The organism is Novipirellula rosea, assembly GCF_039541335.1.
Classification (GTDB): domain Bacteria; phylum Planctomycetota; class Planctomycetia; order Pirellulales; family Pirellulaceae; genus Novipirellula; species Novipirellula rosea.
This window is the reverse complement of the sequence record NZ_BAABGA010000082.1, coordinates 142,011-155,472: the sequence shown is the minus strand read 5'-3', so window position 1 is coordinate 155,472 and position 13,462 is coordinate 142,011. Positions and strand designations below refer to the sequence as shown.

Here is a 13,462-nt window from a genome sequence, read left to right as displayed (position 1 = left end):
TGGGAGAAAGATGGGATGGACAGACGTTTTGACCGCGGAGTGATCCACGGGTCAATGGACGTAAAGGAACTCGTTGGAATTGAGCAACGCGTGACAGAAATCGACCAATGCCGCTTCGGATGCCGACAGTGCAATGATCGAGTCGCCTTGTGCCGAAATCGGCAAACGATCGTTGGCACTGTTTTGCATCACACCCGGATCAAGTTCAAATTGCCAATGACCGATCGTGTCGCTGACGGATCGTTCGACCGTATACAGGATCTCATCAACCTCCAATCCGCGGCCAACGAAGCGGATATCGTCTACCAATCCGTCAAAAGTTTGAGCGTTGCGACCGCTCACGCTGCCAATCGTGAACGGCACTTTATTAGAGAAATTTCCGGCCATGTTGTGCTCGATCACAGCGGGCAATAATGGCTCGTCATCGTTGGACAGATCTTTTAAGAAAAACGTCACGCTGCCCGGTTTGCCGTCTTTGGCGGTTTGAAAACTTGCCGAAGCGTAATAGGGCGTATTCATCTCGATGTGGTGATCCGAAAAGATTGCCGCTTCGCCATACTTACCGCTGCTGAGTTCGCCAAACATTTGCAGCACCAAGGTTTGGGGTTTACGGCGTGACCCCATTCCAGTGACACCGAAACGCCATCCCGGCCCGCCCTTGTCACCGTCCCATTTGCCCACGATCGTGCGAACGGTTCCGGTGTTGGCAATCGATCGCAACTGAAAGAACGTCTCGATCGTAAAGTCGCCGACATTCATCACATCATCATGGGCAATCGCCAATTTCAGTGACGGATCGTCGACCATAAAGCGAACCGCTTGCCCGTCACGGTAGGGCAACTTGGATGTCTCGATTTTTCCTTCGTCTTGATTTTTTCGTTTACATTGCAGTTGTTGGGTTTGAGCATCAATGAAGGTTAGCGATTGCAGTATTTCGTCCTGCGACGGCTCGCGGCCGTACACTCGCTGCCACGCCAAGGCGACCTGCGTGCTGAGATCACTTGTCGTCTCGGAAAGATTCGCTGCCATTTTTCGAGCATGCCCAAGCACCCGATCGCTGTTGATCATCATCAACGACTGAACCGCCGTGGTCGTGGTGTTTCGCGACGAATTGCTCGAGAAAAACATTGGCAAGTCAAAACTGTTGAGCAGTTCATCGGGCGAGTTCCGCATGCTGCGAACAAAGATACTGCGATAAGGCGAATCGCCGAGCACGGGGCCGCCACCGCTGCGGTCTTTCAAATCCCCCGTCACGGTCAACAACGCATCGCGGATCTGTTCGGCTTGCAGACGCTGCGTGTCACGTCGCCAATAATATTCGTTCCCCGGATCAATCGTATGACAGGCGTCAAAGTCAGGATGTTCGGTCGATTGGCGATAGGTGGCCGAGAGCAAAATCATTCGATGTAGCGTTTTCAGACTCCAGCCGCTTTCGATGAAGGTCGTGGTCATCCAATCGAGCAATTGAGGATGCGTCGGTGGTTTGCCGAGCTTGCCAAAATCGCTGGTGTTTTCCGCCAGTCCGCGGCCAAAGTGACTTTGCCAAACGCGGTTTGTGATCACGCGAGTCGACAAGGGGTTCGAGGGGTCGGTCAACCACAGTGCAAGCGTCGTGCGTCGGCCAGTGGTCGGTGTCGTAGTGACCACGGCATCGTGTTTGATCTCGGCTGCGGATTCTTGCATGATCGTGGGGAACCCAGGTTCGATCGGTTCGTCTGGTCGTTTGGGGAGCACCGTTGGTGGGGCAATCGCACCATTGTCGGTCACGCCCATGGCCGTCGGCAGCGGCTTCGGTTTCAATTTGTCGTGTGCTTTGAGTTGACGGCGAAGTTCGACCAAGCGGTCCTTGTCGGCCGCTTTGATGACGTTGTTCAAACGGTCGTATTCGGCTTGGATTTGCCGCTGCACCAAATAAACCATCGGTTCTTCGGCGGGCGAGCGATCCGCCGGCGGTTTGCGGGCAATCGCTTGAATGTCCTCGGGAAAACGGTCGATCGCCTGATTCTTGACTTTGTCGCGATAGGGTTGTTCGATCTTGACGATCTGGTTGCGGATCGATTCCGTCGCCGCTTCCCAAATTTCCAGCTCCGCTTCGTAGGACTGAATCTCCTCATCGCTAGCCAACGTGATGTCGGTGGGCATGATGGGGGCAAAAAACGCTTGCAAACGAAAGTAATCCTTTTGCAGCAGCGGGTCGAATTTATGGTTGTGGCATTTTGCACACTGCAGTCCCAGTCCCATAAAGACGTCCGCGGTCGTATCGGTCAGATCTTCTTGGATCGTTTTCCACTGCCCCGGCGCATCACGAATGTTCCATTCGTAAACCCAGTGACGCAGGTAACCAAGGGCCGCCCGAGCGTCCACATCGTTTGGGAACATTTCATCCGCCGCAATCTGTTCTTGCGTGAATCGGTCGTACGGTTTGTCGTCGTTAAAGGACTCGATCACGTAATCGCGATAACGCCATGCGGTGGGCCGAAAACCGTCGGCGCGATAGCCGTCGGAATCAGCGTAGCGAACCAGATCCAACCATTGCCGTGCCGCATGTTCGCCATAGCCTTTTGAATCCAGCAGCGAATCGACCAGTCGCTCATACGCGTCGGGCGCCGTGTCGTTGACGAACGCCGCGACTTGTTCGGGCGTCGGGGGCAGCCCAATGATGTCGAAATACAAACGCCGCACCAATGCATGGCGATCGGCTTCGGGGGCCGGAGTAAGGCCACGGGATTGCAGTTGGGCAAAGATGAAATGATCAATCTCGTTGCGTGCCCATCCGTCGCCATTCGGCTTGGGCACCGCCGGTTTTACGACGGGCTGGAACGCCCACCAACTTCGGTCCTCTTGGCTAAAGAATTCACGAGGCTCGCGGAGGACTGCATCGGGATTGCTGCCGGGCCACGGGGCTCCCATCGCCACCCAACGCTCCAGTACGGCGATTTGTTTCTCTTCGAGTTGGCCCGCCGGTGGCATTTCAAACGATTCGTAGCGGACCGCTTCGATCAACAAACTTTCGTATGGTTTGCCCGGAACCAACGATGCCCCTGATTCGCCGCCGAGCAACATGTGGCCCAGCGAATCGAGCCGCAGATCGCCTTTCTGCTTCTCCTCGTTATGACAACGAAAGCAATTTTCAGCCAACAGCGGCCGCACTTCGTTTTCGAAAAAGTGCATCTGCGATTTCGTGATCGGCTCATCGGCCACTGCCAACGGACACACGATCAACGTCGACAAAACCAGCAGTCGAACCAGCAGTCGAACCAGCAGTCGTAGGGGCCAGAAAGTGTGAGGTTGAGACATAGGTGAGAAATGAGAGAGAGAGGAGGGGAAGGTCATGGAGTCGGAGGAAGACCACCGATGAAGACGGGATCGATCCGGTTTTCATCGTCTTGGACATCTTGAAAGAACAAGCCGTTGACTTCGGCGCCGGCGGCGTAACCGAGATCGCTGAGGTCGATGCCGACCGCGATCACTTTGGCCCGTACCGAGTGAATGGTGCCTCCGGCGTGCGGCAAGCGATTGAGCATGCCCAGCGAGGTCGGTGTTTCGCTAAATCGATACAGCCGAAAGGGAGTCAGGAATTTGGACTCGGGCGAGGCGAGGTCGATGTCGTAAGACTCGATCGTATGGGTGCGGAGGCCGTCGGTGAATTGCAACGGGCTGACGTGAAACGCATCCCCTTGCTCGGGATGGATGATCACTTGTAATTCAAAGAAGACCACATCGGGGCCGGCTGAATTGATGACCGGTTTTTGAAAGCGAATTGCAAACCCCGGCGTGCTTCTAGCGCCATCGGCTTCGTCGCCAAAGACTGGATTCACACTAAGCGGCGTGTTGCTTCCGCCGGGGTTGATCAATCCGCTGCAAAGGTGGCGGTCGCGGTCGGTGTAACGTGATCGAAGTTGTTTGCTGTGTGTGGTGTCGATCGGATCTCGCTGTTGTTCCGCTGTGATGATGTTTGCATCCGAGCCGCCTTGGAAATGAATCATGTCAAAACCAATCAGCTCATCCACTTGGTATTCGTGCTCGATCCCGCCTCGCTGGACCGTAACGGATTGCAATTCTTTTGCATTCCCTTGCTCGTCTCGGCTGGCGTCAAAGCGAACGATGCGATCAGGGATTTGGTCGCGATAGGCTGCGTCGTCGAACGGGATTTCCAAAATGTCGACACGGTCGCCGATTAACAACTGACGTGCCTGTCCACACTGCAAATTGATGGGAGTCGCCGCCGACGGTGATGCATCGTCCGTTTGCTGTTTGGCAATCAGATCGGCTTCGCCTTCGACCACTTGGACCTTGGTGTCACCCGTTTGGTCCACGTCCACGACAAACCGGGTGCCGAGATCAATGATGTTGCCAAGCGGAGTGTCGACACGGAATCCTTTGGCTCCTTCGGGAGCGTGCACCGAACAACTGCCACTGGCCAATTCCAATCGAGCATCGTCGGTGACGACAAATACGGCAGGAGCTTCGATGATGGTGGTGGCGCCGGCGGGGAACTGTAGTTCTACCATTCCGCTGGACAAGGCAAATTCGTGCCCCAGCGGAACGAAACTGCCGAGTGGTGGCGTCGCTTCACCAAAAAACTTGGTTGCCAAAGCTTGCGTCAACTGGACATGCGAGCGATTTTCGATGCGGGACTGCGGAGAAACTTCTTTGTGTTCGACAAGCCGAGACGACTCGGATGGATTCCGAGACGTGGCGACGAGAGCAACGCCAACACACAATGCGATCGCAACCGCCAACGATGCCCACCAAGTCCAGCGTGCTCGCGCTGCCACTAATTCGAGACTGTCTGGATCGCTCGCGACTTCTTTGGGGGCCCCCCGCGTCGATTCGACAAGCTTCGAGAGGTTGTCGGCATTAGGGGGCAGGTCGCCGATGGATTGGTGAAGGCGATCGAGATCAAAGTGCAAGTCGAGGTACTCGAGGTACTGCTCTCGTGCCTCTGGATCGGACTTGAGGATGTCTTGCAGTTGTGAATGTCGATCCGCGTCGATCGTTTGATTCAGCAGCTCGTCCAAAAGTTGGAGCAGTTCGTCATGCGAGTCGTTCATGTCGCTGCCCCTTGTTGGGCCAAGCGTCGCTTGACGCAGTTCAGCAGTTTGCGTCGCGTCAGACTGATGCGGTTGTACAACGTTTGCACCGACAATTCACTTGCTTCGGCGAACTCTTTCACGGTCGTGTCGCCACGGTACATCAGTTCAATCAGTTCACGTTCGACCGATTTAATGCCTTGCAAACAACGTCGCAACGCTTCGAGGCGGAGATCGGGTTTTGTTGTGGATGCTCCTCGCGTTTCCGCCAGCTTGTCGATCAGGTCGGCATCAAACTGCAATCGATCACGATGGACCGAACGGATGAAATTTTTGACCTCGTAATGTGCGATTGTGCACGCCCAAGGCAGGAAGGGCCGCGACGGGTCGTAATCGGAAAACTTTTTCCAGAGCAACAGACTACTTCGCTGAAAGACGTCCTCAGCGTCAGCCTTGTGCGGCAGTAACGCATAGATGTATCCAAACAAGCGGTCACGATCTCGCGAAAAGTGTTCGAGAAAGTGTTCGTAGTCGGCAACTTGGCGGGATTCAGGGGGCATGTCGCTGCCGTGTGGTTGGTTCGACGAAAGAGACTCGAGCGTTTTGCACGCGTGTCACTACAGATTTCTCGTACAGGAAATCGTGGACTTACCGATAAAAATGCAAAAGAGTTCGAAAAGCGATGCTGCCTCCTTTGGCGTATCACAATAGAGGTGTGCCGAAGTCAATAGAGTGCAGCCTTTGCTCGGTCGCCCCCCTCAGCCTCGCAATCACAGCAGTATTGGCCGGAAGAAAAATTTACGCCCAACTCCGGCGTCAACACCAACGTTTTAGCAACCTAGGTAAACGCCAAAACGGGTAACTTCTTCAGCAATCGCCTACGTTTGGGAGAAGTGACCGTGGCGGAACTCGTCAAGACTATCGTTCCATAGCAGGGATCTTCGCCCGGTCGCAGCGAGGGCAACGTTCAAACGAGTCCAGGCATCAGTTGCCCTGTTTGCTCGATGGGGCCTGTTTGCTCGAGGGACGATTTCGGAATTTGCGAATCGATTTGAGGTGCTCGCGGAGATGTTCTCGGCACTGCTGCGCGAATTGCTTGACGTCATCGGTGCGGTAATCGGGATAGGTCCAGCGGTGGTCAACCCATTGGCGGTGGACATATGTTAATGTGACTTCGGCAAACATGCCGTCGCGCAAGTAAATGCGGTGGTCACGGTCTTTGGTCGTCGCCAGCACCAATTTGGCTTGTGTCACGTAGCCCGGATCGAGGTTCAGCGGTCGGGGTTCGTCGGTCGCAATCGCTTGGGCACACTCGAGTTCCCAGAGGTTGGTTTGCGTTTTCCAATCGGCCAGTCCGGCCGGGTCGGCAAAGTCGCGAAAGCCGACAATGGTCTTTTCAAGCCCGCCACCCATTTCGCGAGTGTAATAGCCGCCTGCTTCAAACGGCATTTGCGGCGTTTGCACAAAGGTTTCGCCCCAAGTTTCGTTCAAGCGGCGGACGGCCCAAGCCCGTACCGCATCGTGCCGCGTGATGACAGCACAAAATCGGACGACCGGCTCAACGTACTGGATCACTGCCATTGTTTTACAAAACTCTGCGGGATTTAGTTTCGGGGATTGCTGGGGTAATCTAGGGGGCACGAGCCCGGCATGGTTTGGGAACCGGCTCGCGGCTGGTTGCGAATTGGATTCGCCCGCATTGCGTCCCTCTTCTTTGTCTTTAACTAAGTTTCATCATGCATCCCTGGATCGCTGACCGTACCACCACGTTTGATAGTAGCGGAATTCGTAAGGTTTTTGATTTGGCCGCGAAGCTGAAGGATCCCGTCAATCTATCGATTGGTCAACCCGATTTTGACGTTCCCGAAGCGGTTCAGGATGCAGCGATCGAGGCCATTCGTGGCGGTAAAAACGCCTACTCGCCGACCCAGGGGATTGCACCGCTGCGAGAAGCGTTACGGCAAGAAATCGCCGAAAAATATCCTCACGAAGATCGCGATGTCTTCATCAGTAGCGGAACCAGCGGGGGATTGATGCTGTCGATTTTGACGATGGTCAATCCGGGGGACGAGGTGATCTTTCTGGACCCGTTCTTTGTGATGTATCCCGCGTTATTAAAGATGTGCGGCGGGGTGCCGGTGCCAGTCGACTCCTATCCCGATTTTCGCTTGGATGTTGAGAAAATCGCGGCCGCGATCACGCCGCGGACGAAAATGATCCTGCTCAATAGCCCCGCCAATCCGACCGGGGTGACGGCCAGCGAAGCGGAGCTGAAAGCGGTCGCCGAATTGGCCGCAGAGAAGAACATCGCGTTGTTGTCGGACGAAATTTACAGCCAATTTTTCTATGATGGTGAATTCGCGTCCCCCGCTTCCTTTAACGATCAAACCATTGTGATCGATGGATTCAGCAAGAGCCACGCGATGACCGGTTGGCGGGTGGGATACGTTCACGGCCCCAGTGAAATCATTCGCACGATGCTGAAAATTCAGCAGTATACATTTGTCTGCGCCCCGCAACCGGCTCAATGGGGGGCGCTACGGGCGATGGAAGTAAATCTCGGTGGCCATATCCAAGACTACAAACGCAAACGCGATCTGGTCTTTGATGCGCTGTCGGATTGCTACGAAATCGCAAAGCCAGGGGGGGCGTTTTATATGTTCCCCAAAGCTCCGATCGAAAGCGGAGCGAAGTTTGTGGAACAAGCAATAGAGCGGGGGCTTCTGATTATCCCAGGCAATATTTTTAGCGCCCGGGACACGCATTTTCGGATTAGCTTTGCCGCAAGCGACGAACAGCTAAAACGAGGGGTCGATATTTTGAGGTCCATGGCGGGAGCCTCGGTCTAAGGCTCGCGAGCACGGTTAGCGTTTATTCACCATCAAGTCCGGTATTGCAACGCATCACGTACAAGCGTGATTGGTAACGAGCGTCACGGCAAATCGACGCAATGACACAGTCAAGATCTTTGCTCGCTTGCGAGGAGGTCTCCTGACACTGCGGTTCCGTTTCCGTTTGCGGTGATTTTGTTGCTGTGATTGATTGCATTATGATTCGCCAGTGAAGGTGAGGGCTAAGTTGTTTTTGCAGCGGATAGGATTCGATTGGAGACCGATCCCTAAAGTGCCATAAAAAACAGAACGTGAGTCAAAATATTTCGCATACGGGTCGAGCAGAAGGAGTCCGGCACGTAGTCGCTGTTAGAAATAAATGCGTATTCTGAGCGAGCAAACCGCAACGTTCTTCGAGCAAAAAATCTTTTTTTCAAAATCGAAGGACAGCGACGATCATGGCGAGATTGTAGGAACAGTGACTAGTGATGCTATTGGAACCCCCCCGGGAAGGCGTTCGGTTTGTTGCAATCTGCGGTGGCGGGTTGGACATCCCCGTGCTCTCCTGTTTTATTGATTGCGGGGGGATTAGATTGAGTCGGGCGTTTTTCGGATATCCGCAGTCACGTTCATTCTTCCGTCCTCTGAAACCTTGGCAACCATGAAATTTCATTGTTTACTTGCAATCGTCGCCGTATCCACCAATTGTTGGTTGACGTCGGTGACGCAGTCCGCGCTCGGCCAATCACCAGACACCGATTTACCTCGCGTGTGGGCAGGGACCGGAGTCTCCCCGCAACCGAGCGTACGGTACGCTAACCCACCAACCCCACGTCCATCCACAGCCACCTTGCTGGGCAATCCGTTTGGGATCGAGATCGTCAAGGACAAGGTGTGGGTGACCACCGTCGATGACCATTGCATTTGGCTGGGATCGATCGACAGCGATGCCAATGCAAGCCAAAGCGGCCAGAACGACGAAACGACTCTTGTGCGAGTGGCCGGGTGTGGCGAGAAAGGTTACAGCGGAGACGGTGGTTCGGCGTTGGAAGCCCGTTTCAATTGGCCTCACGAAGTTCGAGTCGATGGCGTTGGGAATCTCATTGTCGCCGATACTCGCAACCATGTGATTCGCCGGATCGACGCAAAGACCAACATCGTGACGACGATTGCAGGAGATGGCGTCGAAGGGTTTTCCGGTGATGGCGGACCGGCAACCCAAGCTCGTTTAAAACATCCTCATAGCGTCGTCTTGGATGGCGACGATGGGGTCTTGATTGCGGATACTCACAATCATCGGATCCGGCGACTTGATCTCCGCACCGGATTGATCGAAACCATCGCTGGGACCGGAGCCGGTAAATTGCCGACCGACGGAGCGTTGGCCCGCCAAGCAACGTTGTTTGGTCCCCGATCGCTGGCGATCGACGCTCAATCGATTTGGATCGCCTTGCGTGAAGGGAACAGTATTTGGCGGATCGATCGCGAAAGTGGTCGGATTCATCATGTGGCGGGAAGCGGGAAAAAAGGAAATTCAGGCGACGGAGGGCCTGCAACCGAAGCCACCTTTAATGGTCCCAAAGGATTAGTGATGGACGATCAGGGCAGATTGCTTGTCGTGGATACCGAGAATCATTTGATTCGGCGAATCGACATCGATGCCAATACGGTCGAGACAGTTTTGGGCAAAGGGGCGTTGAAACTAAAACGTCCTCACGGCATTGCCTACGCAAATGGATTTGGTTACTTGCTTGGCGATTCCGAGAATCATCAAGTCGTTCACGGAAATCCTTAAACGTTTGCCACGCTACCTCGGTTTTCACCCCTTCGGCCTGATGACTTTAATTCAACCTCCTGCTGATGAAGTGCTTGATCGCGCCGCTGCCCTGTTGGCCGCTGGAAAGCTGATTGCGATTCCGACCGAGACGGTTTATGGATTGGCGGCAAACGCGTGGGACCGCGACGCGGTGGCAAAGATATTTGCTGCCAAGCAGCGGCCTGCAACCAATCCGTTGATTGTGCATATTGCTGCGATCGATCAAATGGATCGAGCGGTCATGATGCCGCTGGCCCCCGAGCTGCAGCGACAACTCGATTGTGTCGTTGATTTGTGGCCAGGACCGCTGACCGTGGTACTGCCCCGATCGAATCGCATCTCTGATGTGGTCACGGCGGGGCGTGATACGGTGGCGGTTCGGATTCCGTCGCATCCGGTTGCACTGCGGCTCCTGAGGCGTTGTCCGTTTCCGATTGCGGCGCCCAGTGCGAACCGTTCGAATTACGTCAGCCCCACCATGGCCGAGCATTGTGACGGTGCGATGGACCAGCCAGGGATTCACCAGTTTATCGAGATGGTGATTGATGGAGGCGACTGTGATTTTGGAGTCGAGTCCACGATCGTTGCACTCCGGCCCGAGGGGCCACGGTTGCTGCGGCCGGGCGGAGTCGCTGCGGAAACGCTGGCGGAACGGTTCGGCATCACCGTGCCCCAATTAACTGGGGAACAATTGCCAGGGCTGCATTTGACAGGAACCCCGTTAACAGACGCCGTCGCTGAATCGGCGGCCGAAGCCGGAGTGACCGCGGACGGAACCGCTGCAATGCTGGCTCCGGGGATGATGAAGGAGCATTATTCGCCCACGACCCCGCTGATGTTATACGACACGGCGCGCCCTATGTCGTTGCCGGCGAGGGCCGGCCGCATCGCGTTCAAGCCGTTGTCCGTCCAAGAAGCGGCATGTTATGCGGCGGTGGAAACGTTAAGCGATTCCGGCGATCTTCACGAGGTGGCCAAAGGATTGTTTGCGGCACTGCGGCGTTTGGACCACGCCGAGCTCGATTTGATCGTGATCGATTGCTGCGAACCGGTCGGTATCGGCATGGCGATCATGGACCGCATCCATCGAGCCGCCGCGACCCATTCCAAGTAAATCGCTGTCCGTGCAGCGTCTCTTGTACTGCGGACACTCTTGCGGTGCCGATCTGCAGCATCGTCACGCCCAAAAAGTACTCACCGTTTACGCGATTATCGCTCGCTACCGCCGTGGACTCGTCGTGATGGTTAGGTTGTAACGATTGCAATGATGAGTCGGAAAAAACGACGTGCCACGGACAGGGGGTTCATCCGTTTGTTTCTGGCGTGATCGCGGATTGTATTCATCGCGAGCCGATAACGAAAATCAGTGATTCGTGTGCGTCACGCGATATTGATAAGGGGCGAACCAAATTGGTCCAAAGTTTTCAAAGAATTGCTCAATGAATCCCGCGAAACCGTCCAGTGATACGAAGCAGAGTGCCGCCGAAGATCAATTAGACGCCCTGCTGTCACGTATTCATTCGCTCAGTAGTGATGGGGCAAAGCCGCGAGCTGAGGAGCAGCCGCGACCGAAGCAGACGCCGCGTCCCGCAGCGGCACCGCCGCCAAACGCAGGCGGGGCTGCGGCGGTTTCGGGGGCGGTCAATCCACCGCGCAATCCCGCGACTCCGGCAGCACCCGCACCGCCGTCGCCGCAATCCGCAAATGCTCAAGTGCGTACGCAAGCCCCTGCGTTACTCGGGTTCAAGCCGTCGCGTGACGAGCCCTGGCGGCCAGCCGAGCCTCAAGATGCCTACGAATCTCGCATCAATGAAACGCTGCTCGAAGCCATCATCTATCGTTTTCTGAGAAACATTGGTGAATGCGCCGGTCGCAAGGTGGCCGATCAGGTCAAGTTGCCATTTCGCATGGTCGAGCCGATTTTAAATCGTTTGAAATCCGACCAACGCGTCGCCTACAAAAGTTCGACGTCGACGAATGACTATGTCTACGTCTTGACCGAATCAGGGCGTGAAATCGCACGCTTGATGCAACAGGATTGTACATATTACGGTGCGTGTCCGGTCAGTTTGACCGACTACGTCAACAGCGTCAAAAAGCAGACGATTGAAGGCCAGTTTCCCAAAAAGGTCGACCTCGAACGTGCGTTTAGCGATCTGTTAATCAACCCTCAAATGCTGATCCGGTTAGGTCCCGCAGTGGCCAGCGGACGCGGGATGTTTTTGTTTGGCTTCCCCGGAAATGGTAAAACCTCGATTGCCGAGCGTGTCACCGGAGCGTTTGGAAAGTACTTGTGGATTCCACGTGCAGTTGAAATTGATGGCGCGGTGATGCGGGTCTACGACCCGATGAACCACGAAATCGCGATGCCCGAAGCTGGTAGCGGGATCCTTGATATTGGCGGTTTCGACAAACGGTGGGTGCGAATCAAACGGCCTACAATCGTCGCGGGGGGGGAACTGACGCTGGACATGTTAGAGGTCCAGTTCAATCCCGAGAGCAACATCTCCGAGTCGCCGCTGCAATTGAAGAGCAATTGTGGCACGTTGGTGATCGATGACTTTGGGCGTCAAAAGATGAGCGTCGATCAACTCTTGAATCGCTGGATCATTCCGCTGGAAAAACGCTATGACTTTCTGAACATGGCCAACGGCAAAAAGATTCAGGTGCCGTTTGATCAGTTGGTCATTTTTAGTACCAACCTCGAACCCAAAGATTTGGTGGATGACGCGTTCTTGCGTCGTATCCCCTACAAGATTGAAGTGCCCAATCCGCCCGAAGCGGATTTCCGCAAACTGTTCGAGATCATGTGCAAGATCACCAAGATCCCTTACAACGCCGAGGCGATCGACTACTTGATCAAGACGCACTATCTGCCCGTCAATCGCCCGTTTCGAAATTGCCAACCGCGTGACTTGTTGCTGCAGGTGCGAAATTTCTGTCTCTACAACGACTTGAAAGTCGAGCTAAAGAACGAGTACTTCGATTTTGCCGTCGACAATTACTTCTCGGTCATGACTTAGGCTGTCGCCCGTCCACGCGCTCGCCCACGCACGCGCCCGCCTACTCGCCCACCCGAGTCTTACTCGTCGTCATCCGCTTCGTCTTCGACGTCGGGAATCGCCGGATCTTCGGGAGCTCGTTTGCGAAGTTTGCGTTGTAGCGAGCGGCGATGGATTCCCAATCGCCGTGCCGCTTCGCTGATGTTGTTGCCACATTCGGACAACACCCGGTGGATATGTTCCCACTCGTTGCGGGCAAGCGAGGGAGCAGGAAAGGCGGTCGCGCCATCGGGCACGCTCGGTTCGACGCCGCGGACAAAGGCCGACAAGATATCGTCGGCATCGGCAGGTTTGCTCAAGAAGTTCACCGCACCGGCTCGCACCGCATCAATCGACGCGGGGATACTGCCGAAACCCGACAGCAAAATGACGCGGGTGCTCGGTTTCATCTGCAACAATTTTCGCAGCAGTTCCAATCCACTTTTGCCTGGCATTCGCAAATCCAGCACCGCCAAATCGGTCGGGCGTTGGCTGAATACCTCCACCGCTTGATCGAAATCCGCGGCCATCTCGACGCGAAAACCTCGCTGCTGCATCGCCAGCGATAGACGCTCTCGCAAGACCAATGTGTCGTCGACCAACAGGATGCTGTCGGCACCTACGGTGGCGGCGTTATAGACAGGGGGTGTTTCGCTTGTGGGGTCAATCATTGGATTTAACTTTCACGGTGGATCCGCTTCGCATCCTATCGTAGCACAAACTGGGGTGATCACGAACCGT

General features: G+C 55.1%; 10 protein-coding genes. 4 read left to right on the top strand and 6 right to left on the bottom strand.

Translation table 11 applies throughout. The annotated features are described in order from the left end of the window. Positions 1–51 precede the first annotated feature (51 nt). From ABD971_RS27580 to ABD971_RS27565, 4 genes are all read right to left on the bottom strand, one after another. The gene (locus ABD971_RS27580) at positions 52–3,297 is read right to left on the bottom strand and encodes a PSD1 and planctomycete cytochrome C domain-containing protein (protein ID WP_345327000.1); all 3,246 of its coding nucleotides are present in this window, start codon (positions 3,295–3,297) and stop codon (positions 52–54) included. A gap of 32 nt (positions 3,298–3,329) precedes the next feature. Next, a complete protein-coding gene (locus ABD971_RS27575; protein WP_345326999.1) occupies positions 3,330–5,054 on the bottom strand; it encodes a FecR domain-containing protein in 1,725 nt (574 codons plus the stop codon). Further along, positions 5,051–5,593 (bottom strand): sigma-70 family RNA polymerase sigma factor, encoded by a 543-nt coding sequence (locus tag ABD971_RS27570; RefSeq protein ID WP_345326998.1) that lies wholly within the window; start codon positions 5,591–5,593, stop codon positions 5,051–5,053. The genes ABD971_RS27575 and ABD971_RS27570 overlap by 4 nt, the downstream gene beginning before the upstream one ends. 424 nt (positions 5,594–6,017) lie before the next feature. Beyond that, a complete protein-coding gene (locus tag ABD971_RS27565; RefSeq protein WP_345326997.1) occupies positions 6,018–6,614 on the bottom strand; it encodes a DUF4416 family protein in 597 nt (198 codons plus the stop codon). A gap of 155 nt (positions 6,615–6,769) precedes the next feature. On the opposite strand from ABD971_RS27565, the gene ABD971_RS27560 reads away from it, so the two are divergent. Continuing rightward, positions 6,770–7,882 carry a pyridoxal phosphate-dependent aminotransferase gene (locus ABD971_RS27560; protein ID WP_345326996.1) on the top strand — a complete coding sequence of 371 codons (1,113 nt, stop codon included), beginning with the start codon at positions 6,770–6,772 and terminating at the stop codon, positions 7,880–7,882. Positions 7,883–7,904: 22 nt separating this feature from the next. On the opposite strand, the gene ABD971_RS27555 is transcribed toward ABD971_RS27560, so the two are convergent. Beyond that, positions 7,905–8,081, bottom strand: coding sequence for a hypothetical protein (locus ABD971_RS27555; RefSeq protein ID WP_339937398.1), 177 nt, complete (start codon positions 8,079–8,081; stop codon positions 7,905–7,907). 444 nt (positions 8,082–8,525) lie between these two features. On the opposite strand from ABD971_RS27555, the gene ABD971_RS27550 reads away from it, so the two are divergent. The 3 genes from ABD971_RS27550 (at position 8,526) to ABD971_RS27540 (ending at position 12,703) form a co-directional block, all read left to right on the top strand. Then, positions 8,526–9,659, top strand: coding sequence for an NHL domain-containing protein (locus ABD971_RS27550; RefSeq protein ID WP_345326995.1), 1,134 nt, complete (start codon positions 8,526–8,528; stop codon positions 9,657–9,659). Between the two features lie 40 nt (positions 9,660–9,699). Next, complete coding sequence (locus ABD971_RS27545; protein ID WP_345326994.1) at positions 9,700–10,794, top strand: L-threonylcarbamoyladenylate synthase; 1,095 nt, start codon at positions 9,700–9,702, stop codon at positions 10,792–10,794. Between the two features lie 325 nt (positions 10,795–11,119). Next, positions 11,120–12,703 (top strand): ATP-binding protein, encoded by a 1,584-nt coding sequence (locus ABD971_RS27540; protein ID WP_339937390.1) that lies wholly within the window; start codon positions 11,120–11,122, stop codon positions 12,701–12,703. 59 nt (positions 12,704–12,762) lie between these two features. Here ABD971_RS27540 and ABD971_RS27535 read toward each other — a convergent pair whose 3' ends face one another. Beyond that, positions 12,763–13,392 carry a response regulator transcription factor gene (locus tag ABD971_RS27535; protein ID WP_339937389.1) on the bottom strand — a complete coding sequence of 210 codons (630 nt, stop codon included), beginning with the start codon at positions 13,390–13,392 and terminating at the stop codon, positions 12,763–12,765. Between the last annotated feature and the right edge of the window lie 70 nt (positions 13,393–13,462).